This is a genomic window from Finegoldia magna, assembly GCF_002243175.1.
GTDB classification, from domain to species: domain Bacteria; phylum Bacillota; class Clostridia; order Tissierellales; family Peptoniphilaceae; genus Finegoldia; species Finegoldia magna_J.
In genome coordinates this window covers 162,478-185,857 of the sequence record NZ_NDYF01000017.1, presented here as the reverse complement: position 1 = coordinate 185,857, position 23,380 = coordinate 162,478, and the positions used below count along the sequence as shown (strand labels likewise).

Below are 23,380 nucleotides of genomic sequence, written 5' to 3'. Positions count from 1 at the left end.
ATTGGCACCAAAACGGTGCCAATTTTATATTATTTGTCGTATTTTTCGATGTCATCGATTACTTTACCGATGTATTCTATGGTGTCTTTGAGTGGTTTATCTGTTGTGATGTCTACTCCTGCAGCTTTTGCGATTCCGACAGAATCTTCTGTGGAGCCTAATGCCAATGCTTTAAGCCATCTGTCTGCTGCTGGTTTTCCTTCTTCTACAATCATTTTGGATACTTGTGTTCCGATTGTTAGTCCTGCGGAGTAAGTGTATGGATACAATCCCATGTAGTAGTGAGGTTGTCTCATCCATGTCAATTCTGATCCTTCGTTGATTTCAACGTCTTCTCCCCAGAATTTTTGTAGTGTTTCTTTGAAGATTCTTGACAAATCATCTGCTGTGAATCCTTCTTTCTTATCGATTAGTTTGTATACTTCTCTTTGGTAGTATCCTTCGATAAAGTGTGTGACGAAGTTGTGGAAGTAGGTTCTGGAGATTATTTGTCCACACAAATATCTTCTTTCTTGGTCAGTTGTTGCTTTTTCTAGCAAGTATCTGCTCATGATGAGTTCGTTTGTTGTGGATGGTGATTCCACGAAGTACATTGATGGGTCGTTGTCCAACACGTTTTGTGTTTTTTGTGAGATGTAGGATTGTCCTGCATGTCCCAATTCGTGTGACAATACGATAGCTTCTGTTAGTTTGCCAGTCCAAGATATCAACACATAAGGATGTGCCAAGAATGGAGATGCGCAGAATGCTCCTGTTGATTTTCCAAATGTGTTTACAAAATCAATCCATTTTTCGTCAAATGCACAATCTAGCATTTTTGAATAATCTTCACCTAGAATTGAAAGTCCGTCTTTGACCAAATTCCTTGCATCTTCTACTGAAATGTTTTTGGAGAATGAGTTTTCCATATCTAGCTTCAAGTCCATGAATGTAACTTTGTCCAAATCGTATTCTTTTTTGATGATTTGGGCGTATTTTCTCATGTGTTTAGGAAGTTCTTGCATGATTACATCTAGTTGTCTGTCGTACAATTCACGAGAAATGTTTTGTCTGTCTAACAAGAAATCTATCACTGAATCGTATCCTCTTAGTTCACTTTCTGCCTTTTCTGCTTGGCAATGTGATAGATAAATCATCGCTGTTGTGTTTTTATATTTTGCAAGTTCATTGTAGAACACTTCGTATGATTTTCTTCTCAAATCTGTGTCAGGGTCGTTGTCGTAGACTCCTTCGAACAAATTGTAAGTCATTTCGTATTTTTTGCCATTTACTTCGAAATCAGGAAATGTGATGTCGTGAATTTTAGTTGTGTTGTAGATTTCGTAGAATGAGCTGAATGTTTGTGAGAATTTGCTTATCGCATTTTCCACTTCCTTGGATAAGATGTGTTCTTTTTTCTTCAACAAATCGTCGATGTATCTTGTGTTGTTGGTGTCGTTTTTGACTTCTTCGAGTGTTTGTTCATCAACTTGTACGAGTTCTGTTTCAAAAAAGCTCATTTTGTTTTCGATGTCTGCGATTTTTGTGAATGTCGCCATGGCTCTTTTTTGGGATTTTTCGTTGTGGCCATCTGCTTCTACATCAAGTGATGCGTAGTGTGCGATGCGGTCGATGTTAGCCACAATATCTCTGTAATCGTCCATTGCGTTTTTTATGATGTCTGCTGATTTGAGTTTGTTTTCGTAATTTTTCTTGAAATCATCTGCCATCAAATCTATTGTCTTCACTGCTTTTTCGAATTCTTCTCCTGTTTTATACAATGCAGACAAATCCCACATGTATTGTGGGTCTGCCTCTTCTCTTTTGCAGTATTTTAGTATATCCATTAGATTGCCCAGTTCCCTTCCTTGAATACTTCTACTTCTTTGCCGTCAGCTGTAGTTCCAACGATTCTCATATCTTCTGAACCAACCATGAAATCCACGTGAATCAATGAATCGTTGATTCCATTTTCCTTCAATTCGTCTTCATTCATGTCCACTCCGCCTTCTACGCAAGTTGGATAAGCTTGGCCGAATGCAAGGTGACAAGATGCGTTTTCGTCGAACAATGTTTTGATGAATGTGACGTTTGATTTGGAAATTGGTGATTCGTAAGGAACAAGTGCCACTTCTCCCAAGTATTTTCCATTTTCGTCAGTGTCGAACATATTCTTCAAAGTTTCCTTGCCAACTTCTGCATCAAAGTCCACAACTTTTCCATCCTTAAATTCAAATCTCATCTTGTCGATTGTGTTTCCACCGTAGTTCAAAGGCTTAGTGCTGTAAACAACGCCGTTTACCTTGTCTTTGTGAGGTGCTGTGAACACTTCTTCTGTTGGAATGTTTGGCACAAAATCATTTCCGTAATTGTCCGTTGATTGTGCAGCTATCCACACGTGTCCTTTTGGAAGTTCGATTGTCAAATCAGTTCCCAATGAGTTTGTGTAGTGAAGCTTCACAAATTGGTGCTTATTCATAAATTCTGCGTGTTTGTTCATTGTGTCCAAATGTTCATCCCACGCTTTGATAGGATCTTCTGTATCAGAACGAGTTGCTTTGAAGATTTGATCCCACAATTTTTCTACAGCTTCTTTTTCTGAAAGTTCTGGGAACACTCTTTTCGCCCAGCCAACACTTGGAGCTGCGACAACACACCAGCTGTTGATGTCATTCATTGTGTATTTTTGAATTGGCTTCATCTTTTCAGCAGAAACCTTGGATCTCATTTGAACTCTGTCGGCATCCACTCCCTTCAAGTTTTCAGGATCTTGGCAAGATACAGAAATCACCCCTGCCTTTTTTTCAAAATAGTATTTGGATTTTTCAACGATAAAATCTGGGAAGTCCTTCAAAGCTTCTTCTGATGCGTTTTCGTAGTACATTCTGTTGATTTCATCGTCATTCCATTCCATAATAACTTCGCTGCAGCCTCTTTCGTAAGCGTATTTTACCAAAAGTCTTGCAAAATCAGCTCTCTCAACTGCACAACGAATTACAATCGGTCTATCGTTTGCATTGATACCTTTTTCGATAATTAGTCTTGCGTAATTGTTTAGTTTTTTGTCAAAATTTTCCATATTATTCCTCCTTATATCACTAATAATATTATATGGTTTTCCCGATATTTTTTCAATTTTATAAAAATAAAATATTTGTAAAATACGTAAAAATCCTAGATTTTGATTGACTTTACATACCCCATATACTAAAATCTAAATATAAATGAAAGGATGAATTTATGATTAAATACGCAATTTTTGATATGGATGGAACTTTGATCGACTCCATGTACAAATGGAACAGAGTTATCTTAGATTACATTGAAAATTTGGGAATAAAACCTGACGATGATTTTATCAGGACAATCAAAACCAAAACACTTTTGACATCTATTGATTACATTCACGAAACTTTTGATATCAAAAAAACCACAGACGATGGTTTGAACTTTATATATTACACAATCAGAAACGGATATATGAACGAATTTGATTTGAAACCGGGCGTTTTGGATATGCTCGAAAAGCTAAAATCAATGGGAATTAAAATGTGTGTTGCAACAGCCACAGAAGACCAATTGGCTATTCCTGCTCTTGAAAAACAAGGGATATTGGATTATTTTGAGTTCGTGCAAACTTGTAAATCGGTGGGATACCACAAATACGAAAACGAATATTGGAATAGTGCTTTGGAAAAATTGGGCTCTAGTGTGGATGACACGATTGTGTTTGAAGATGCGCTTTACTGCATCGACACTGTGGACAAAATGGGATTTAAAATCGTGGGAATTACGGACGAATCGACAGTTAATGATTACGATGTGATTGATGAAAAAGTGGAACAATACATCGAATCGTACGATGATTTGGACTACGATTTGTTTAAATAGGAGATGGAATGAATAAAATAATTTACATGTTCATATTGTCCATGCTTCCCGTTTTGGAAATCAGAGGGTCGATGATTTACGCACTTGCAAATAATATCAACCCGGCATTGGCGTTCTTCTTGTCTGTGATTGGCAACATCTTGCCGATACCATTTTTGATTTTGTTGACACAAAAAGTATTGCAATGGTTGGATACTATCGACACTTTCAAGCCATTTGTGGATTGGATCAACAAAAAAGCACAAGAAAAAAGCAAGACTATCGACAAATACGGAAGACTTGGGCTGTATATTTTGGTGGCGATCCCACTTCCAGGAACAGGCGCTTGGACTGGCGCATTGGTGGCATCATTTTTGGGATTGAGTCCTAAAAAAAGCATGCTTCCTATAACACTTGGAGTCATCACAGCTGGAACTATCGTGATGCTTTCAACAATGGGAGTGTTGAATGTGATTAAATAATTGGCAATCAAAAAAGACCTGTGAAGGTCTTTTTTTAGATTAATTTATCTATAAGCCTTTGCTAATGATGTTGGATTTATATAATGTGACAATTTTAATGGTGATATTGGCGCATAAAAACCAGCTGTATTTGGTGGATATCCAATATCTGTTTTTGGAATACCATATCTATATGCTTGCCACACTATTTTTGAGCAATAAGTATAAGAAGTGGTTGAAAAATTACCATTTATATGATAAGGAATGCTTTTTCCTTTATAAGTTCTTTCTGCCCATCTAGCTGCATCAAGTGCATCAGTGCTATATTTATACCTATACACATTTAACCATACTTTATCATCTGGCTTTACATAGTATTTTATCCAATATTGTAAGCTTTTTGTGCTTGGATTTTGGCCAATTTTAGTGCTAAGTATTTCTTCGGAATTTATAGCTATTCCTGCATGACCAATCAAGCCAGAGCTAATAGTTCCATTTGTAACAAAAATATCTCCTCCTAGTATTCTGTACGAGCTTGCATCCGCTCTTGTAATCGTTATCTTTTCCCAATCATCTCCTAGTTGTTCTTCTAATTCTAAAGATTCTTTTTGTAACTCGTAAAATTGTTCATAAGTTACCGATTCTCCTAATACTCCTTCTTCTACAAGCTTATTATAGTCTTCTCTAGTTGGCAATCTGCTTTCATCATAAGCAAATGATGTATTACCCATAAATAGAAACGTTAACAATAAAATAATAGAAAAAAATCTTTTCATACCTTTGCCTCCTTTGTATTTTATAGTATAATAATATCATAGAAAGGATAATAAAACAATGAAAAAGAAAAAGTTTTCAATATTCAAAATACTACTAATATGTTTTGTAGTTTTTGTAGCTATAAAATGGATTATAGCTGTTCCTGTTCAAAGACATTATGGATACGAAAAGTTGTACAAATACATGGAAGTTCAAGGGATAAAAAAAAATAACATAAAAGAGATAACATCTTTTAAAAACTATCTGGATGGTTCTTATGATTACAAAGTTAAATTAAAAGATCCTGAAGGATACTCAATTAACTATATTTATACTCATTATAAAGAAATCATGGTGTATTCAATAGAATACAACTTAAATGGCAAATATAAGTCATTAGATGTAAATGAAAGAAAAAAATTCAAATATCCTCCTTTGCCTTTTGATTGGGAGGATAAATTACCAAATAATAAATAAAAATTACCTAGATTTGAAGTGAACCACCAAAATTTTGTGGTTCACTTTTTTCTAGGTAATTTTTAATTCGCATCTTTTTGTTTATTCAAATACAAATACGCCAACACTATTATTCCCAACGAGAATAAAATCATCATTCTTTCGTCTTTGCTGCCTGATTCTGGGAGTTTTTCATCTTGCGGTTCTTTCTTTTCTACTACGAGCGATTTCTTGGATAAATCAGATTGCGACAATACTACATCGAACTCACGAACTTGTCCTTCTATCAAATGAACTGCGCCGACTCCATTTTCTGTCAATCTATCTTCATTGTTCACCGTAAGCACGTAATTTCCAGGAAATAAATTGTCGAACACGACTTTTCCCTCTTCATTTGTGTATTGATGCACATACATTTCTTTTCTTCTGTCTTTCAATGAAACGAGGATTTTCTTAGCTGGTTTGTCGCCTTTTTTCACGTTGATTATCAAAGCCGACTCGAATTCTTTTTTGATTTGTTCGTTTATTTGTGAGCTGTAGATGGATTCTTCGGAATTCGGATTGATTTCGATGTCATCTATCTTGAAGTTGTCGTGTTCTTCAAAATATTCGCTCATTTTATCCACGTAAACTTCGTATTTGCCACTATCTTCCACTTCAAAATGCGCATAGCCGAACACGTCTGTTTTTGCGATGTACTTTTTATCTCTGGACTGTAATCTGACGTCGATTTCTTTTAAGGCAATCCCGTATTTGTCTGTAATTCTGTAAGTTACTTTGTATGTTTTGTCCTTGTCTTCTTTTGTCTTGCCAAATATAGTCTTGGTGTTTACGACGTTGTTTTCTAGTGTGATTACATCTTCGTCGAAGAAATATCCAGACGGAGCAGACACTACTTTTATCGTGTGTTCAGTCGGAGCAAGTCCTCGAAATTGGATTTCTCCTTTTTCGTTGGTTTGGTTCTCACGCGATTTTCCCGTCTCAACATCCGTAACGATGAGTTCCACTTTTGGTATTGGATTGCTTTTTTTGTCCAAGACCGTAATCTTGAATGTCGCATTGTCTTCATCGAGCGCTTGTTTTACTGCAAATGACAAATTCGCCTTGAAATTTTGCATTATTTTCTTGCTGACACTATCATTTTGTTCTCTATTTGGATTGATTATATTGTCTATTTTATCTATTTCCGATGCAGTGGCAATTTGCGGTATCATAACTATCACCACTAGAACGAATAGTATTTTCTTCAAAATTCTCATAACACTTCTCCTATTTAATAATATATCACAAAGGATGTGCTATTTGCTATTTTTAGGCAAAAAAAGTCGCACGAATTATCGTGCGACTTTCCTTACTCTATTTTATCAATTCTTTTACAACTGATTCACTTATTGAGTTTTCTCCACCAAATACATTAACTTTTTCAAATTTTGAGTCTTTGATAGCTTCTTTTGTAGCTTCTGGAATTTCATTTGCTTCTGTTAATAATATTGGGCAATCAATGGAGCCTATTACTAAGCTGTCTGCAAAGTTTGTTCCGTTTGCGATGTTAACTTCTTTTCTGTCTTTGAAGTCGTATTCGTAGATTTTCTTTGCTGTTTCGTAACGGTTTGCTCCTGCAATTCTTGTAGGGTTTGGTAGTTTGTTTTCTACTTCTTTGGAGATTGTTTTTTCTCCTCCTACGATTATTACTTTGTTGATTTGTTTCAATACTTCTTGTGTTGATTTTGGTATGTTGTTTGGTTGTACAAGTAGTATTGGCATGTTGTGTTTGTTTGCTAGTGGTGCCACTGTCAATGCGTCAGCGAATGTTTCACCACTTGCGATGACTGCTTGTTTTGTTCCTGTACGTTTGATGATTTCTTGTGCAATCTTAGCACTTGTTTCGTATCTGTCAGATCCAGCTATTGTTTGTACGTTGTATTTTGCTAGGCTGTTTTTAGCTTTATCTACTGAGTGGTTTCCACCTATTACGATTACATTCTTAGCGCCTAATCTCTTGATTTCTTGTGCTACTACTGAATCTAATTGATCTTTTTGTACTAACAAGATTGGTGCTTTTAATGCTTTCGATAATGCTGATGCTGATAAGCTGTCTGCGAATTTTTCGTAGTTTGCTACGATTACTGTGTCAGCAGATTCGTAGTATTTCTTGGATACTTCTACTGCTGTGTTGATTCTGTCAACTCCTGCAACTCTTGTTGTAGCTTTTGGTTGTTCAGCTGGTGTGCTTGGAGTTGTTGTTCCAGGTACACTTGGTATTACTGTTCCAGGTAGACTTGGTGTTGTTCCTGGTTTGTCGCCTGGTTTTTCGCCTGGTTTGTCGCCTGGTTTTTCGCCTGGCTTATCTCCTGGTTTTTCGCCTGGTTTGTCGCCTGGTTTTTCACCTGGTTTGTCACCTGGTTTGTCGCCTGGTTTTTCACCTGGTTTGTCACCTGGTTGTTCTGGATCTTTTGGATCTTCCTTACCAGCTTCTTTAATTTTAATTATTTCATCTTTGATTTCTTTAGCTAATTTGTCAACTTCTTGTTGAGTTGCGTCTTCTTTCTTAGCTAAATCATCAGCTTTTTTGATCAAATCTTGCAATGCTTTTTCTTGTTGTTCGTTAAGTTTATAATCATCTTTCTTCTTCAACAATTCTTCTGCATCTTCTTTTTGACCGATAAGTTTAGTTTTATCAACTTTCTTAGCTTCTTTTTCTTTGATGTTAGCTAATACTTCTTTTAATTTGTCGTTAATTTCATCAACCTTGTCTTGTGGTTGTTGTTCAGAAATAGCTTTTCTTGCTTCTTCGACTAATTTGTTAAGTTCAGCTAATTGTTCATCAGTTACTTCGTATTTTTCAGGAACTTCTACTATTGAATGTGCTTTTAATAAGTTGTTCAATAAGTCTGTTGTATTAGCAGGATCTTTTACGTTAGGATCTTTTCTGTTGATTACAACGTCTTCGATTGTTTCATTTCCTGCATCGTCGTATGCTTTGATTTGGAATGTGTTTTCGCCGATTTCCAATGGAACTTCTATTTCGAATTCTCCGTCAACGCCTCCTTCAAGTTCGAAGGCATCCCAAGTTTTGTCTATTCTTGAAAGCATTGAATTGTTAAGATACATTTCCAAATAAGTCATGTTTTCATGACCTTTTACTTTGATCTTAGCCATTGGAGCTTTTTCATCTTCGTGTTCTACAGTGTATTTAATTTCTGGAGCAACGTAGTCTTTTCTGATTCTTCTGATGATAGTATCTTCAAGAGGACGTCCTTCGATATTTTGTCCTATAACTTTTAGTTGCAATTCGTAAACAAATCCATCTTCTAATCCAGAGATGTCTAATTCGTGATCAAATACGAATTTGCCATCTTTATCTTTTTCAACTTTGATTCCTTGAACTTCAGTTCCTTCAACTTGTTTACCATCTTTAGTGATAGTTAATGTTAACTTGTCTAATTGATTGATATGAGTAACATTACCTTGTACGTGAATCTTCTTGTAAGATTCTGGGTTTTCTTTGTCTTCGTATTTACCAAATGCTGCATAGTAATCAGGGTTTTCCACTGTGATTACAGGCATTGTGTAAACTGGTTTTTCTGGTTTTTCTTCTGGTTGTGTTGGCTTATCATCTGGTTTTTCTTCATCTTTTACGATTACAGGGATTGTGTAGTAAATTTCCTTGTCGCCAATATATACCTTTACTTTGATTTCGTATTCACCAGGTTTTTTATTATCAAAATCTGCGTCCATAATATAAATATCGGCATTTTCTGGTAAGAAATCAAGGTGTTTTTTGATTCCATCTTCATCTGGTACATCTTCACCAACTTTTAATTCAATTGGTTTGATTGCTTCAACAATAACTGGAATTGAGTAATTAGTTTGTTCTTCGCCATTTTTAACTGAAACTACAATCGTAAATTCGCCAGCTTTTTTAGTGTTTTCAATATTTCTTACAATCTTGAATTCTGCATTTTCAGGAATATCTTTTACTTTTTCTCTGATTTGTTTTTCAACTTGTTCTTCTGTTGGAACTGGGTCATTAACCATTAATTTGATTGGAGCAATTTCTACATCAGAAGATTTAACTTTAGTTTCAATATCCATTCCTTCAACATTTCTAGAGTTATCCCAAGCGTAAATGCTTAAGTTAGCCAAGTCAAATCCATCAGCTATTTTGAATTCATAAGAATAATCTCTTACTATATCAATATCTTTAAATTGAGGATCTTTTCTAACTTCTTGTTCGTGATATTCACCAGTTTTTAAGTTTTCATATCCTACACTAAATACACCTGATAAGTTATCTTTTGCAATTACTTTTATAGTTCCTTTGTCTGGTTCGTATTTGTAGCTTAATTTAGGTGCTGTGTCATCTAACAATATATTGTATTGATATTTTTGTTCCTTAGCATCTTTGTAGTCTACATGACCTGTGATTTGATAGATGTATTGTCCTTCATCAACTTTTTTGTCATTCATGTCTTTGAAGTCCCAAGCAGCTCCACCTGGAACGTATTCGAAGTTGTATTGACTATCTCCACCTTTGTACAATCCATTTACTTTTAGAAGAATTGGGTCGATGAATAAGTTTCTCAATACTTTGCCATCTTTATTTAAGATGTCGTATTTTACATCAAGGGCGTTTCTCATGATTGTGATTACTGGTGCAACTTCTACATTCATTCCTTCTTGTTTATGTGAATTTACGAATACAGTTGGTTTGCCGTCGACATTCCAAGCATTCCAGTAGTTCCATCCACCTTTTTCTTGTCTTCTCATAAATCCAGCTTTATCGATTCCACCATCAGGATATTCTATTGGTTTGTAGTTTACATTGTCGCTGAAATCAGGCATGTTATCCAAGAATTGTGGTTCTGACCAATCTCCCTTAAATCCAGTGTAAGGAACTGAAAGTGTAGGATTAGTTTTTGAATCGAACATTACATATCCTTGTGCAAATTGATTCTTGTCAATATTTTTTGTAGATATTGTTGCAGTGTATTCTACTTCTTTTCCTGCTGGTACTGTAACGTCTGTTAAAGTTTTTTCTTCTGCTACAGATGAATGTTCTGTGTATCTTCCATCTTTTACTTCATCTTTTAATGAGATGTATTTTGGCGTAAATGTGATGTCTTTGTCAGAGTAGTTTTTCAATTTAAATGTTGCATTAAATTGTTCTTTAACTTCTCCAAGTTCTAATTTACCGTCTTCTTTTGTATCTTTTCCACCTGTAGCTGTAACAGTTGCGTATGTCTTAACTACATTTTCAAGGTTAACAAGACCTGCACCTTGTTGTTTTGGAGTGTACAATGAAGCTTCATCTACTTCTGTGTCTTTTACAGGAGTTGCTGTATTCATCATTACCAAAACTGTCAAGTATTCTTGGATTGGGTCTGGTTTTCCATCAGCAGTTCTCTTCAACATACCAGCATCGTACAATCTTTGCATTACCAATGCACTTGCACCTGCAACTTGTGGAGTTGCCATTGAAGTACCACTCATTGTAGTGTATTTGTCATCGTTAATTGTTGAGTAGATTTGTCCACCAACACCTGCGATGTCTGGTTTCAATCTCAAATCTGGTGTGATTCCCCAAGATGAGAACTCACTCATTTGTCTACCTTTTGGGTTATTAACAGAATGTACTTTAGTGATGTTGATTAGTTGATTTGGTTTTGTTTTTTGTAAATTTATTAATTTTAATCCGTCATCATGACTAATGAATACAGAAGGAAAATCTGTTAGTTCCATTCCAGACATGAAAGATAATTGACTGCCATTTTCAGAGTTAAAAATTACGATACCTTTTGCACCATTTTCTTTTGCTAATAGAGCTTTTTCATTAAAAGATGCTCCTCCTCTTTCCGCAAGGACGATTTTACCTTCAACTACTTTGCCATCGTAATGTTCCTTTTGATCATTTCCCAATCCAACATAAACATAAGGTAGCTTTCCTGTTGTTGTCTTTTCGTTTTCGCCTTCTGCAGTACCTGCTGAGATTGCAGATTCTCCTTCAACTTCTACAACTCTTCCTCTCATTTTTGTGTTTTCCATTGATGCTACTGCATAAGATGGATCTGCAACTGCAGGGTGTCCTGTAGTACCAAAATCAGGGTTAATAGCTAAGTTAGTCTTACCTTCTCCACCCCAGTTTGTAACACGGTCATTACCCATGGCAACTGCGCATACAACTCCGGCTTTCTTTGCTTTATTGAATGCTTCGTTAGTAGGAGACACGCCTTCTCTACTGTAGCCTGAACCCATTCCCAAACTCATGTTCAATACGTCTGCGCCAAGCTTTACAGAATCGTCAATCGCTTTCAACCATACTTCTTCGTATACTGTAGATACTAATGCATCGTTGCTGAATACCTTCATCGCTAATAATTGTGCGTTTGGTGCTACTCCCTTTACTCCTTCATTTTCTGCATCACCATTTGCAGCAACTATACCAGCTACGTGCATTCCGTGGTATCCACCGATTCCAGAATCTCTGATTTCTTCTGATTCATCAGCGTAGTTGTATCCATAAGGAACTTTTCTGTTGTACCATTTACCTTTTAATCCATTTTCTCTAATAACTTTGTTTACTTCGTCTTCGCTACTGTATTTTGATTTGATATCAGGAGATAATTTCATGTCTTTGTGAGATGGATCGACACCAGTATCTATAATACTAATTAACATTCCTTGTCCTGAGAAAGTGTATTGATCCCATAAAGTATCTGCCTTAATCATTCCTGGAGCTGAAGCCAAGTTTGGAGATGCTCCTCCTTTTGGTCTTTCAGCCTTCATTTGAGTTGTAACCTTTTTAACTCCTGGTTGTTTTCTCAATTTGTCGATGTCTTTTGCTTTAACTTTTGCTGAGAAACCTGTGATAACTGCAGAAAATTCATCTTCTTTGTCAACTTTAACGTTTTCTTTGTTAAGTTTAGTTTTGATGTTTTCTGAAGTTTTCTTTACTTCTGCTTCAGATGCCTTCACGGCTTTTGAGAATCTCGCACTCTTTACGTTTGGTTCTCTTTCGATAGCAGCCTTGTCACTAGTTTCTACGATAACTTTGACTTCTTGGTCTGCCTTTACGCCTTGTTCTTGAAGTTTAGCATATGTAGTGCTATCTGTTTGATTAGTTGCGAATGTCGTTGCACTTGGCAATACTAATGAAAACAATAACACACCAGCCAAAAACTTTTTGGAATATGGTTTCATATTTCCCTCCTACTTTTTTATACGCAAAAACGGCAAAATAATTGCTTTTTGCTCATAAGATAATTTTACTTAACAAAATAGTAAATGTCAAACTAATTTTGAAATTAGCATTTAATAAATATACTTCTATCGTTTTCATCAAAATAAAGATAATAATCCACGCATTTCGCAAATTAAGTCGTTTTATTTGGACGAATTACTGATAACATTTATTGTTCATTGTTTTTTTATTATTTAATTGAATAATAATGTGTAAAATCAGCGTGTTTGTTACATTATTTTTCAAAAATATTTTTTCAAACAAATTTTATTATCAAATCTGTTACCATAAATTTTTCAGAATTTGTTACTATTAACCACCACATAAATACTCTATAATATATAATGAGGAGGATTAAATGAACACTAGAAAAATAACTACAGCAGCGATTTTCATCGCGCTTACAACGTTTTTTACAATGGTAATCAAAATCCCTGTGTCCCCTGCGATGGGTTACGTTAATCTTGGAGACTTCATTATATTATTATCCACTGTCGCATTCGGACCAGTTATCGGAATGATTGCCGCTGCGTTTGGCTCAAGCTTGGCAGATTTGTTGCTTGGATATGCAGCGTTTGCACCATTTACATTCGTAGTCAAAGGTTTGATGGCGCTTGTAATGGGATTGTTCTTGAAAAAAATCAACAACCAAAAAACATCCACAGTTCTAACTGCGGGAGTTATCTGTGAATTGGTGATGGTTGTGGGATATTACTTCACATCTGTAATTCTTTACGGAAACAAAACAGCAATCGCTACAATTCTTCCAAACTCAGTCCAAGCCGCAGTGAATTTCGTTATATTTGCTCTTATTTGGAAGAGATTTTTGAAAATAACTGAGTCTATGTTGAAAAACTAGGAGCATTTTATGAAGAAATTACTAATACTATTTTCTTATTTGGCACAAATTATTGTATTAATCGGACTGATATTTTTTGATGGATTCGGTCAACAAGGATTCTGTTTGTTGTATTTGATTCCGTTTGCTATTTTGAATTTGGCTCTAAGAAATCAAATATCCAACAAAAATTTCAGACTAATTCACATTATAATCAATGTAATATCAATTTTCGCGTTTGCGATTTTAATGATATTATCATTTGTATTTCCAGTTTCAAACAAATAAATTATTCTACAAACCAAAAAACACAGCCTGTCACTAATTTAGTGATGAGGCTGTGTTTTGTTTTTTGTTGAATACGAAAAGTATCGCGTGTGCGAGGATAATTCCACACATCACATCGATGATGCTGTGTTGTTTTACAAGTATTGTGCTTATGCAGATTCCAACGTCCCACAACACGAACAATACTTTGAGTTTTCCATTATTTTTCAATATTTTTCGAAATTGATTGTCGATTATCACGGTTGTCGACACGTGAATGCTTGGACACACGTTATTCGGCGGGTCTATCTTGTGAATTCCTTTTATTATCCACGCACAAATATCATTTCCAGTGATGTCTGTTACTCTGATGTCAAGTGCTGTCGGATATATCACATAAATTATCAAAGATATGTACATCGCCAAAAACATCGGAATGATTATGTTGTACATATTATCGTATGATTTTCTCTTTAATAGATACACAAATGGTATCACTAGCATCAGAAACCACGACGAATACATAAGTATCGCTGGTTTATAAAAAGGAATGTAGTCGTCTAGTTTAGAATATACTATGTGATAATTTCTATTGGGTATTTTTTCCATTGCAAAAAACCACACCAAATAAACTGCATAGACTTCAAGTATGAATTTGAGTGGGTTTTGATCGTAAATTCGTTTAATGTTTTTCATTTTAATAAAAGTTTCTTCTTTGATATCCTCTTGTAATAGCTATAATTGGCTTATAGTCAGTGATTTGCGATAGGATTTTGCCTTTCACAATATCAACTATTTCCTTGTCTTCCATTTTCTCATCTATATCTACTCTGATGTCAAAAATCATCTCGTCGCCTTCTTTTTTCGGACAAATTCTAAAATCGTTCAATATCCAATCTTCGTTGACATCGGTGATGATTTTCTCGACAATTTCGTGCAAGTTTTGAACTTTCGGATTGTTTACTGCCAACGGATCCATGTGAATCGTCGAATACACGCCCTTTTTTTCTATCAAATCCCTTTCAATTCTATCTGCCAGTGAATGTAGTTTGATGAATTCTTCGGAACTATCCACTTCCACATCCACAGTTATGAAGATGTGACCTGGGCCGTAATCGTGAACTCTCAAATCGTGTGCACCGTAAATTCCGTCATAAGATGTGATGAAATCGATGATTTCTCGCTCGAATTTTCTAGATGCACCCGTTCCCAAAAGTTTGTCCACAGTGTCAGTTATCATTTCAAATCCGTTTTTGATGATGATAACACCACCCAAAAGTCCGATGTATGCGTCGATATTAAGTCCTGTCAATTTGAATACTACGACAGAAATAAGTACGATGGATGTGGATATGCAGTCGCTTTTTGAATCCACAGATGTCGCCATCAACAAATCTGAGTCGATTTTCTTGGAAATTTTGTAATAAAATTTGCTTAGCCAAAACTTCGCCACAATCGCTACTATTAGAACAATCAACGAATATATGTTGAATGTGATAATTTCTGGATGAATAATCTTCTTAAATGATGCAACGACCAATTTCACCCCGATATAAATGACCAAAATCGTAATCAATGACGAGAAGATGTACTCCAATCGTGAATGACCGTACGGATGTTTTTCATCGGCGGGTTTCGTGCTCATACTAAAGCTTAGAACCATCAGAATAATACTGAAACAATCCGATAAATTGTTGATAGCATCAGCCATTATCGCTATGGAATTAGTGAGTAATCCTATTATTAGTTTAGTAGAAAACAAAAATAAGTTAATGAACAATCCCACAGCACTGCTCAAATTCCCGTATGATCTACGCGTAGTGAAGCTTTGCGTGTCCTCGTAATTTTTAACAAATTTTTGAATCAAAAAATCTATCATAAAATCCTTCCTTAAAATGTAATTATTTTATTATTATATCAGAGTTTATATCAAATGTTCACAATTAACAAAATATTTACAATCTTACCGTTTCTTTTAGAATAATCAACTTATCCCCAACATTAAGCGTAACATTGCCCGAAGGAACGATGATTTCGCCATTCTTTGATTGAATCATAACCACAAGTTCAGAATCAATCATGTCGATATCCTTTAACTTTTTACCATTCCAGTTGTTTTTGTCGCTGATTGTGATTTCAACCAAACCGTAACCTGTCGGATCAAAATAAGATTTGCCGCCAATTACAACAGTGTCATCTGCACAAATCACAGTATCACCACGTGGAACTACAAGTTTGTTATCTCTTATAATTTTTGCAACAATTATATCGAAGTGAAGCCCAATCTCGCTAACCTTTTTTCCTACAAGTTCACTGTGCTCATTTATTTTAGTTTCGATAAAACCAACATCGCTTTTAGTGCTGTAGTAATTGAAAGTTTTAAGGACAGTATCGTCGGGATCAATCATATCGGTTTTCCTACAAATAATCGGAAAAAGTGAGCCTTGAATTAAACAAGACAACAGACAAATCACGAAAATTATGTGGAACAAATCCACAGATAACTTTGCGTTACTGTTGATAACCATAATCGCAAACGCAATCGCAGCTGCGCCTCTGAAACCCGCCGCAGAAATTACAATAAGTTGATTCTTCTTATAGCCAAAAGGTTTCAAAAGCAAAATACTTGCCAATGGTCTTGCAATAATTGTGATAAAAACCATCACCAAGAAAGCCACAGGAACAGCCCTCACGATGCTTTTAGGATCTGCCAAAAGTCCCAGCAAAAAGAACAAACCAATCTGCATTATTCCCGAAAAACCGTCGAAGAAGAACACAACCTCTTTCTTCCTATAATATTCCAAATTCCCAATCATAATTCCCAGTACATACACTGACAAGAACGCATTTCCTCCCAAATTCTTGCTAATCGCAAAAGTTAGAAGTGCACAGGAAATAATCAGAACAGTGAACAGACCGTCTTGTGAGAAATCTATCTTGAAAATCAATTTTTCGGTTAATTTTGCCATCAAAAATCCTACCAACAGCCCAATTCCAACTTGAAGCAAAATCAGTTTGAACACAGAAGTCTTTGACCCCATCAAAATCGACAAGAAAATCATCGTCATAGTGTAAGCTGTCGGATCGTTAGAACCACTTTCAATCTCAAGCATGGATGCAGTGGAGTATTTGAGATTCAAATTCTTGCTTCGTAAAATCGAACTCACCGAAGCAAAATCCGTGGAACCTACAACGGATCCTAAAAGCATGGATTCCACGAAACTGATTCTAAGTACAAAATAACAAAAAGCTCCCGTAAGAACAGACGTTAACACAACACCTGCACTTGCCATGATAACTCCCTGTGTTGTCACTGATTTTGCCATTTGCAAATTCGTACCGAAACCACCGTAGAACATAATAATCAAAAGCGCAACGCTTGAAAATTCGTCCACAAACCTGTAATTATTGAAATCTTTTCCTAAAAAATTAAACGATATTCCTAAAATAATAAACAATAGAAACGACGGAATACCATATCTATTTGAAAATTTAACAGCCAAAAGCGCCAACAAAAGCACAACTGCCACGATTAAAATATACATAAACCCTCCTTGGGAAATTTATAAATGAATGATAAATTAATTATAGTATATCATAATCGTAAATTGATTATTTGTATAAAAAATCTATTAATTGTATGTCATTTATAGAAAATGACACAAATTTACCATGAAAACAGCCCATTTATAAATTATTTCAATAAATGGAATACAAATTTTACGATATAATAAGTATATAGAATATTTTAGGAGGGATTACATAATGAAGAAATTCATTAAAGCTTTGACATTGTTTGCAATGATTTTAGTATTGGCAACTGGTTGCCAAAAGGCTGCTCCTGGAGCTGATAACAAAGGTCCTGGAACTGCAAAAGACGGTAACGAACAAAAAATTGAAACTGCAAGTATGAAACTTGTAAAAGCTGTCAATAAAGGTGGATATGAACTTGTATCTACAGAAGATTTGAATTCATGGATTGATCAAAAGAAAGACATGGTTATAGTTGACACTATGCCTGCTAAATCTTTTGACAAAAACAGAATTCCTGGAGCTGTAAATGCTGAATTGCCTATGAAAGCTGACGAAATAAAACCAGAACAAAAAGAAGCTTTCTTGAAAGCTTTGGGCGAAGACAAAAACAAAACTGTAGTTGTATATTGTGGTTTTGTTGGCTGTGCAAGAAGTGATGTCGGCGCAGTTATCGCAAAAGAAGCTGGTTTTACAAATGTATATCGTCAACCAGGTGGAATTGTTGCTTGGATGGATGCAGGATATAAAATCGAAGGTTCTGCAGCAAAATAAGATATTTAATTGGGCAATATTTCATATATTGCCTAATTTTATGTAAAAATATATAAAGGAGGATGTTTTTTTGAAAAAAGCATTAAAGATTTTACTTTTATTGGTATTTGTGGTTAGTTTATCAGCTTGTGCTAAGAATAACTCACAAGAAACTACTGAAACTAAGAAGGAAGAAACTGCAAAGGAAGACACTAATAAGGTAGAAGTTAAAAAAGACGAAGAAAAGAAAGAAGAAAACTTCGCAGAAAGAAAAGGAACTTTGACAACAAATGTTGATTTGTCAAAATACGATAAGGGTAAATCTGTAAAATTATGGTTACCAATTCCACAAGATTCAGAATACCAAAAAATTACTAATGTAAAGGTAGATTTGGATGAAGCTCACGCTAAACAACAACAAACTACTGACAAGTTAGGAAACAAAATGCTTTATGTTGAATGGGACAATGAAGCTACTGATCGTAAGGTTTCATTATCTTTTGATGCTGACCGTAAGGAAATCAAAAGAGGAGAACTTACTGAAAAAGAAGACCAAGCTAAGAAGGACGAACTTAAAGAATTCTTACAACCAAACAGCATGATGCCTGTTGATGGCAAAGTAAAAGAACTTGCTGACAAAATCACTGAAGGCAAGACTACTGATTTGGACAAGGTAAAAGCAATCTACGATTGGACTATCGCTAATATGAATCGTGACGAATCTGTAAAAGGTTGCGGTACTGGTGAAGTTGAAAAATTATTGGATCATCCACAAGGAAAATGTACTGATATCCACTCAGTTTTCGTATCTTTGTGTAGAGCTGCTGGCGTTCCTGCACGTGAAATCTTCGGTGTAAGAATGAGCAAGAAAGCTTCTGATGATATGACTAAAGGTCAACACTGCTGGTCTGAATTCTACCTTCAAGGTCAAGGTTGGGTAAAAGCAGATCCAGGCGATGTTTTGAAAGCTGTTTTGAAACAAAAATTAGACAAATCTGATGAAAAAACAAAAGAACTTGCTGATTATTATTGGGGCGGAATGGATTCACTTCGTGTAGCATTAACTACAGGTCGTGATCTTACTCTTGAACCAAAACAAGATGACAAACCACTTAATAACTTTGGTTATCCATACGCTGAAGTAGAAGGAAAAGCTCTTGATTATTACAATCCAGCAGATTTTGAATATAATATCAAATTTGAAGAAGCAAAATAAATTGTATATTTAAGTAAGAAAATCGGCTCTTAGTGAGCCGATTTTTTTCATACCAAAAAACGGCAAATCTCGTGTGAGACTTACCGTTTTGTTAGAAAAATTTTAGGAAATGATATATGAAATTAAGGTTATCTGTTTAAGTTAGTGAGGATGGCGTTGAGCTTTTCAATGGAAATTTTGATGTCTTCTAATCTGGATTCAACTCTGATTAGAAGAAATGCTGTCACTGAAATGGGAAAGCCGACGTTACCGACAAAACTTAAGAATTCGTCCATGTGTTATCCTTATTGTATATTCATTGGTTTCTTGTCTACAGTTACGATATCTGCTGAGATTTTCTTGTTGTAGACAGCTGTTTTGCCAGTGAATACTTCTGTTTGTAAGATTTGATCCATTGCGTTTTTGATTTGTTCATCAGTTTTTGCACGATCATAGTTGGTTAAGTTGATAGTCATGGTTTCATTTGAATCATTGCCTATTTTGATTTGTAAATATTCTTGCATCTAAATACCTCCTAAAGTTCTGTTTCTTCTACTACATACGCGTGTTTTTCATTAGAATCTACTAATGAATTGATAGTGTATGCTGCTGTTTTCAAGTTTTCGTTAGTAACTCCTGATTTTAAGTTACTGAATGTTTTGGAACTTTTCTTTTGTGTTCCGTTTGCATCATATACTGAAGTGATTTTTAATTTTTTCATTTTCACTCCCCCTTTCATTTATACATACATTGACGATGGCGTTATTACTATTCTGTTTTGAAAAATTTGGGTATAATGTAATTAACACAAGAAAGGTTGTGAAATTTATGAAAAGGTTATTTAAAATTCTACTTACAATTGTAGTCGTTTACTTAATTGTCGGATGGACTTACAATCACCCAGTTCAATATTTTTGTGGCAAACACAAGCTGTATTCTTTTATGGAAAAGCAAGGAACAAGCAAAGATAATATTTTGAAGATTTCATCGGGATATAATTATAAAAATGGAGATTATGATTTTTATGTGATTTTCAAGGATGATCCATTGGTTGAATACCGTTACAGTTATCATTTGACTTATTTTAGCTTGTCTAATTTGCCGCATTTGTTTGAAGATACCGACAAAATCAATGTTTCAATTTACGAATACGCTACTGGAAGTCCTATTGGAAACACTTATTTCAAAAAGGCAAAATACATGAAATACACTGATGGATGGTATTAAGAGGTGAATATGAAAAATAAATTATTCAAATTTGTCAAAATTGTGATCTGTATTTTTGTAATTTACAATGTTGTGTGGTGGGTTGTTGATCATCCAATTCAAAACCATTTCGCAAACAAAAAGCTTGACCAAGTCCTCGCTTTACAAGGAACAGACAGATCGAACATCAAATCAATCGAACAAAATAGTGAACCAAGTAAGAACACTACAAGTTTTACGATATATTTCAAAGACGATCCCAATACACAATACGAGTACCGATATTTCTTGTACTCCAATGTTTATTTGAACCCTAGAAAAAACAACTACAATAAGATGTTTTGTTTTGCTTATGATAAAAAATTAGAAAAAGAAAAAAACATGAACGACAATCACAATTACCTTGCAAGAAAGCCGTTCGCTGATTATATCAAATATCAAAACTGTTTAAATACATGGAAATAATTGCCCACAAAATAAATAAGCTCATCTAATAAGATGAGCTTGTTGTTTTTATAAATTGTATTTAGATTGATGTAGTATTATTTCACATTCAATTCTTTTTCTAGTGCTTCGGTGAGAATTTTGGAGAAATTAATGTTTTTGTATTGTCCTAGCATGTTCAAGTGATTCGGAATAGTAAGTGTTTTTTTGGTATTCACAACTTTTACTTTAGAAAATTCGTAAGGTAACCACACATTGACATAAACGACAAATTCTCCTTCTTTGAGTTCTTTCATTATATCTTCTATATTAGAAGCTTTCTTGTATTCATCTTCTTCAAGATCATAAAAAATTAATCCAAAAACTTCCTTGATATTTTTCAATGCTTCTTCAATTGTATCTCCTTCAGCATAAATTTCTTCGTAATCATAGCATTGAGCAAAATATCCTCCATCTTCCTTGCTCATTACAACTGGATACAAAATATCATTTTTCATAATATCACACTCCTAAATTTCGAGAGATAGCGGCTGGTTTACCAACCAGCCTGTTTGTATATGCTCTTTAAAGTTTTTGTTGTAAAATCCTTTTGTGGATGTGCAACAGTTACAATCCCTTTTTTCACAGGATGTTTAAACTTGTGATGACTGCCATTGACGCTAACCAAATACCAGCCATCTTTTTTGAGCATTTTTATTATCTCTCTTGAGGTTTTTGACGTCATAGTTAGCCTCCATAATTATTATAACACGTATAAAACACGTGTCAATATTATGGATAATTTTTCCCAATCAAAAAGCTCACCTAATAAGATGAGCTTGTTGCTTTTATAAATTGTAGTAGCGCAACGACTGCTGATAGGATGATTGCTACGTTGTAATCCAATTCGAAAATATTTTTGGCAAATACCGCCATTAATATTGCAAATACTGAAAGATTCACGAACAGCACGTATTCTAGCTTGGATGTTTTGTGCTTGATGATTTTGTAAGTCAAATACACAAACATCAGTATAAACACTGTTATTATAACTGGAATTACGATATTCATGTCGACAAGTTGCTCGAACATCATGTTTTTGTACATTACGTGTCGTTGCATTCCCATTTTGTGTTTGGTGAAATAATGCACGATAAATATCGCAAACAAAGCTATGATTTGTATTACAGATAAAATTCTTCTAAATATTTTCATTATTTTGTTGCTTTGTCGTTTGGTAATTTGTCAACTGTTGTGAATTCTACGTCCTTGTCTTTAGGATCTCCAACTTGTACTGGAAGTTCTTTATGCATTTGCCATTCGTTCCAACCACCATCAAAGATTGTTGGGTTCAATCCGTTTTCAAATGCTATAAACCAAGGCAAAGTTGCTCTCCAACCTGTTCCACAGTAGAATGACATTTCTTTGTCTGTAGATATTCCTTGTTCTTCCCACATTTTCTTAACTTCATCAAATGATTTGTAAGTTCCATCTGGGTTTGTGTAGAAAGACATATCAGAGTTGTCTTTTCCTGATTTACCCCACAATGCGCCTTTTGGTTCACCATCTTTTGGAATGTAAGAATATCCTGATTCAATTCCCTTCCATTCTTTTTCACTTCTGATTGAAATTAATTGGAAGTTCTTGTCGTTTTCAAGCTTGTCTTTTGCTTGATCCAAAGAAATCAAATATTCTGGATGAGCTGGGATTTTTGTTCCAAAATCAGTTACTGCGACTGGTTTGTTTTCAGTAGTTTCTGTTTCAAATCCTTTATCTTTCCAAGCTTTAATTCCACCGTTTAAAATCTTAACGTGTTCAACGCCTGCATACATATAAGTGAATGCAACTCTTGTTGCTCCAGTATTTGGTCCGTAAACTATAACTGTCTTGTCTTTTGTAATTCCTTGTGATAATAATGCTTTTTCGATTTCCTCAGGAGATCTCAAATTCCACACTGGACCAACTTCGATTGAATCTGTGTTAACATGGATGGCACCTTTGATGTGACCATTTTCTTTCAAATAATCTGGGCTGTCCTTAGCTTCTCCCCAAGTTGCTTCAACTACAACGTAATCTTTTACATCGCTTTTTCCGTCGATTACATCCTTTACATATTGTGGATTGACGAAGATTTCTCTGTCAACTTCTTTATTTGATGATTCTTCCTTCTTTTCATCAACCTTTTCTTCTGTTTTTTGTTCAGTCTTTTGTTCTTGTTTAGTGTTATCTTTGTCGTCATTTTTAGCACATGATGTGAAAGCCATGCTAACAACGGCAACTAATAGCAATAATTTGTATAGTTTTTTCATAATTCCTCCTAGAATTAATTTGTTACAAATTTATTTTACCATATTATTTTAAAATCATTTATTGGTTTTTTCTATAAATGAAAAAATGGTATAATG

24 protein-coding genes are annotated in these 23,380 nt (G+C 34.8%); 9 read left to right on the top strand and 15 right to left on the bottom strand.

Translation table 11 applies throughout. From position 1 onward, the window contains the following. Positions 1-29: 29 nt before the first annotated feature. Positions 30-1,826, bottom strand: a complete 1,797-nt coding sequence (pepF, locus tag B9N53_RS09000) for an oligoendopeptidase F (protein ID WP_094204619.1) — start codon at positions 1,824-1,826, stop codon at positions 30-32. After that, complete coding sequence (locus B9N53_RS08995) at positions 1,826-3,058, bottom strand: aminopeptidase (RefSeq protein ID WP_094204618.1); 1,233 nt, start codon at positions 3,056-3,058, stop codon at positions 1,826-1,828. The genes pepF and B9N53_RS08995 overlap by 1 nt, the downstream gene beginning before the upstream one ends. A gap of 161 nt (positions 3,059-3,219) precedes the next feature. Here B9N53_RS08995 and B9N53_RS08990 point away from each other — a divergent pair, with 161 nt between their 5' ends. Continuing rightward, positions 3,220-3,870, top strand: a complete 651-nt coding sequence (locus tag B9N53_RS08990; protein WP_094204617.1) for an HAD family hydrolase — start codon at positions 3,220-3,222, stop codon at positions 3,868-3,870. An 8-nt stretch (positions 3,871-3,878) separates the two neighbouring features. Next, positions 3,879-4,331 (top strand): COG2426 family protein, encoded by a 453-nt coding sequence (locus B9N53_RS08985; RefSeq protein WP_002840630.1) that lies wholly within the window; start codon positions 3,879-3,881, stop codon positions 4,329-4,331. Positions 4,332-4,375: 44 nt separating this feature from the next. Here the strand turns inward: B9N53_RS08985 and B9N53_RS08980 are convergent, their stop codons facing one another. Further along, positions 4,376-5,086 (bottom strand): hypothetical protein, encoded by a 711-nt coding sequence (locus B9N53_RS08980; protein ID WP_094204616.1) that lies wholly within the window; start codon positions 5,084-5,086, stop codon positions 4,376-4,378. A gap of 58 nt (positions 5,087-5,144) precedes the next feature. On the opposite strand from B9N53_RS08980, the gene B9N53_RS08975 reads away from it, so the two are divergent. Further along, a complete protein-coding gene (locus B9N53_RS08975) occupies positions 5,145-5,543 on the top strand; it encodes a DUF3139 domain-containing protein (protein WP_094204615.1) in 399 nt (132 codons plus the stop codon). 62 nt (positions 5,544-5,605) lie between these two features. Here B9N53_RS08975 and B9N53_RS08970 read toward each other — a convergent pair whose 3' ends face one another. Continuing rightward, positions 5,606-6,781 carry an MSCRAMM family protein gene (locus B9N53_RS08970; protein WP_094204614.1) on the bottom strand — a complete coding sequence of 392 codons (1,176 nt, stop codon included), beginning with the start codon at positions 6,779-6,781 and terminating at the stop codon, positions 5,606-5,608. 97 nt (positions 6,782-6,878) lie between these two features. Then, positions 6,879-12,722 (bottom strand): cell wall-binding repeat-containing protein, encoded by a 5,844-nt coding sequence (locus B9N53_RS08965; protein ID WP_094204613.1) that lies wholly within the window; start codon positions 12,720-12,722, stop codon positions 6,879-6,881. A gap of 398 nt (positions 12,723-13,120) precedes the next feature. Here B9N53_RS08965 and B9N53_RS08960 point away from each other — a divergent pair, with 398 nt between their 5' ends. Together B9N53_RS08960 and B9N53_RS08955 are read left to right on the top strand one after the other, a co-directional pair. Further along, positions 13,121-13,621 (top strand): ECF transporter S component, encoded by a 501-nt coding sequence (locus B9N53_RS08960; protein WP_094204612.1) that lies wholly within the window; start codon positions 13,121-13,123, stop codon positions 13,619-13,621. Between the two features lie 9 nt (positions 13,622-13,630). Next, on the top strand, positions 13,631-13,888 hold the full coding sequence (locus B9N53_RS08955) for a hypothetical protein (protein ID WP_094204611.1): 258 nt from the start codon (positions 13,631-13,633) through the stop codon (positions 13,886-13,888). 33 nt (positions 13,889-13,921) lie between these two features. On the opposite strand, the gene B9N53_RS08950 is transcribed toward B9N53_RS08955, so the two are convergent. The 3 genes from B9N53_RS08950 to B9N53_RS08940 form a co-directional block, all read right to left on the bottom strand. Beyond that, entirely contained in the window at positions 13,922-14,563 is a 642-nt protein-coding gene (locus B9N53_RS08950; protein WP_094204610.1) for a phosphatase PAP2 family protein, read from the bottom strand. A gap of 1 nt (position 14,564) precedes the next feature. Further along, positions 14,565-15,746, bottom strand: a complete 1,182-nt coding sequence (locus B9N53_RS08945) for a cation diffusion facilitator family transporter (RefSeq protein WP_094204609.1) — start codon at positions 15,744-15,746, stop codon at positions 14,565-14,567. 76 nt (positions 15,747-15,822) lie between these two features. Continuing rightward, positions 15,823-17,412: a potassium/proton antiporter gene (locus B9N53_RS08940; protein WP_094204608.1), complete on the bottom strand. Its 1,590-nt coding sequence runs from the start codon at positions 17,410-17,412 to the stop codon at positions 15,823-15,825. A gap of 220 nt (positions 17,413-17,632) precedes the next feature. Between B9N53_RS08940 and B9N53_RS08935 the strand changes: the two genes are divergently transcribed. Together B9N53_RS08935 and B9N53_RS08930 are read left to right on the top strand one after the other, a co-directional pair. Next, positions 17,633-18,172, top strand: a complete 540-nt coding sequence (locus tag B9N53_RS08935) for a rhodanese-like domain-containing protein (RefSeq protein WP_094204607.1) — start codon at positions 17,633-17,635, stop codon at positions 18,170-18,172. Between the two features lie 70 nt (positions 18,173-18,242). Continuing rightward, a complete protein-coding gene (locus tag B9N53_RS08930; protein WP_094204606.1) occupies positions 18,243-19,367 on the top strand; it encodes a transglutaminase-like domain-containing protein in 1,125 nt (374 codons plus the stop codon). A 128-nt stretch (positions 19,368-19,495) separates the two neighbouring features. On the opposite strand, the gene B9N53_RS08925 is transcribed toward B9N53_RS08930, so the two are convergent. The 3 genes from B9N53_RS08925 to B9N53_RS08915 are packed head-to-tail and all read right to left on the bottom strand — an operon-like array spanning position 19,496 to position 20,067. Then, positions 19,496-19,642 (bottom strand): YvrJ family protein, encoded by a 147-nt coding sequence (locus B9N53_RS08925; protein ID WP_002835918.1) that lies wholly within the window; start codon positions 19,640-19,642, stop codon positions 19,496-19,498. Between the two features lie 9 nt (positions 19,643-19,651). After that, the gene (locus tag B9N53_RS08920; protein WP_094204605.1) at positions 19,652-19,870 is read right to left on the bottom strand and encodes a DUF2922 domain-containing protein; all 219 of its coding nucleotides are present in this window, start codon (positions 19,868-19,870) and stop codon (positions 19,652-19,654) included. A gap of 11 nt (positions 19,871-19,881) precedes the next feature. Next, on the bottom strand, positions 19,882-20,067 hold the full coding sequence (locus B9N53_RS08915) for a DUF1659 domain-containing protein (RefSeq protein WP_094204604.1): 186 nt from the start codon (positions 20,065-20,067) through the stop codon (positions 19,882-19,884). A gap of 107 nt (positions 20,068-20,174) precedes the next feature. Here B9N53_RS08915 and B9N53_RS08910 point away from each other — a divergent pair, with 107 nt between their 5' ends. Then, a complete protein-coding gene (locus tag B9N53_RS08910; RefSeq protein WP_094204603.1) occupies positions 20,175-20,573 on the top strand; it encodes a DUF3139 domain-containing protein in 399 nt (132 codons plus the stop codon). A gap of 9 nt (positions 20,574-20,582) precedes the next feature. Further along, positions 20,583-21,017 carry a DUF3139 domain-containing protein gene (locus B9N53_RS08905; protein WP_094204602.1) on the top strand — a complete coding sequence of 145 codons (435 nt, stop codon included), beginning with the start codon at positions 20,583-20,585 and terminating at the stop codon, positions 21,015-21,017. A gap of 77 nt (positions 21,018-21,094) precedes the next feature. On the opposite strand, the gene B9N53_RS08900 is transcribed toward B9N53_RS08905, so the two are convergent. The 4 genes from B9N53_RS08900 to B9N53_RS08885 form a co-directional block, all read right to left on the bottom strand. Further along, complete coding sequence (locus B9N53_RS08900) at positions 21,095-21,493, bottom strand: type II toxin-antitoxin system HicB family antitoxin (RefSeq protein WP_094204601.1); 399 nt, start codon at positions 21,491-21,493, stop codon at positions 21,095-21,097. 38 nt (positions 21,494-21,531) lie between these two features. After that, on the bottom strand, positions 21,532-21,720 hold the full coding sequence (locus B9N53_RS08895) for a type II toxin-antitoxin system HicA family toxin (RefSeq protein WP_002835924.1): 189 nt from the start codon (positions 21,718-21,720) through the stop codon (positions 21,532-21,534). Positions 21,721-21,800: 80 nt separating this feature from the next. Then, a complete protein-coding gene (locus tag B9N53_RS08890) occupies positions 21,801-22,190 on the bottom strand; it encodes a hypothetical protein (protein ID WP_094204600.1) in 390 nt (129 codons plus the stop codon). Beyond that, complete coding sequence (locus tag B9N53_RS08885) at positions 22,190-23,284, bottom strand: sulfurtransferase (protein WP_094204599.1); 1,095 nt, start codon at positions 23,282-23,284, stop codon at positions 22,190-22,192. Before B9N53_RS08885 ends, B9N53_RS08890 begins: the two co-directional genes overlap by 1 nt. Between the last annotated feature and the right edge of the window lie 96 nt (positions 23,285-23,380).